A 630-nucleotide genomic window follows, 5' to 3' on the forward strand; every position below is an offset into this window, starting at 1 on the left:
ATTTCCGTGTCCGGTGTCAGCGCCGGACTGTGCGGCGGCGACCGGCCCGGTCACTTCGATGGCGTGGCGACCGTCGTGACCAAGCTGCTGCTACAGACCGACGCCGATTGTACGTTCTTCGGCGAAAAGGATTATCAGCAGCTGCAGGTGGTCCGTCGTGTCGTCGCTGACCTTGATTTGAAAACCGAAATTGTCGCCTGCCCAACGGTTCGCGAGGACGACGGCCTTGCCATGTCTTCGCGCAATCTGCGGCTTGGGAAGGAATCGCGTGAAGTGGCGCCTGTGATCGGACGTGTGCTAGAAAGCGCGGCCAATGTAATCGGTCAGGGCGGCAACGTCGCGCAGGCGCTTCAAACCTCACGTCAGGCGCTCCTCGTCGCTGGCTTTGACGACGTCGACTATTTTGAATTGCGCAGCGATCCCAATTTACAGCCGTTGATGTCGGCGGACCGTCCCGCGCGCCTGTTCGTTGCCGCCTGGCTGAACGGTGTGCGACTAATTGACAATACGCCGGTCAAAGCTGCATCTCACGCGCCAATCGAAGCCGGAAGAATACCTGAACCCGTCTGACGTCAGCCGAATGCGACTATCCAAATTAGGATAACGCTATAGAATTGAGAGGACCAGCAC

At 58.6% G+C, this 630-nt stretch carries 1 protein-coding gene; it reads left to right on the forward strand.

The window, feature by feature from the left end; translation table 11 throughout:
- On the forward strand, nucleotides 1-570 hold a 570-nt coding region (locus A3764_RS22655), incomplete at its 5' end, for a 4-phosphopantoate--beta-alanine ligase (RefSeq protein WP_150122418.1).
- Nucleotides 571-630 lie beyond the last annotated feature (60 nt).

It is taken from the genome of Sulfitobacter sp. HI0129 (genome assembly GCF_001635395.1).
In the GTDB taxonomy this organism is placed as follows: domain Bacteria; phylum Pseudomonadota; class Alphaproteobacteria; order Rhodobacterales; family Rhodobacteraceae; genus Sulfitobacter.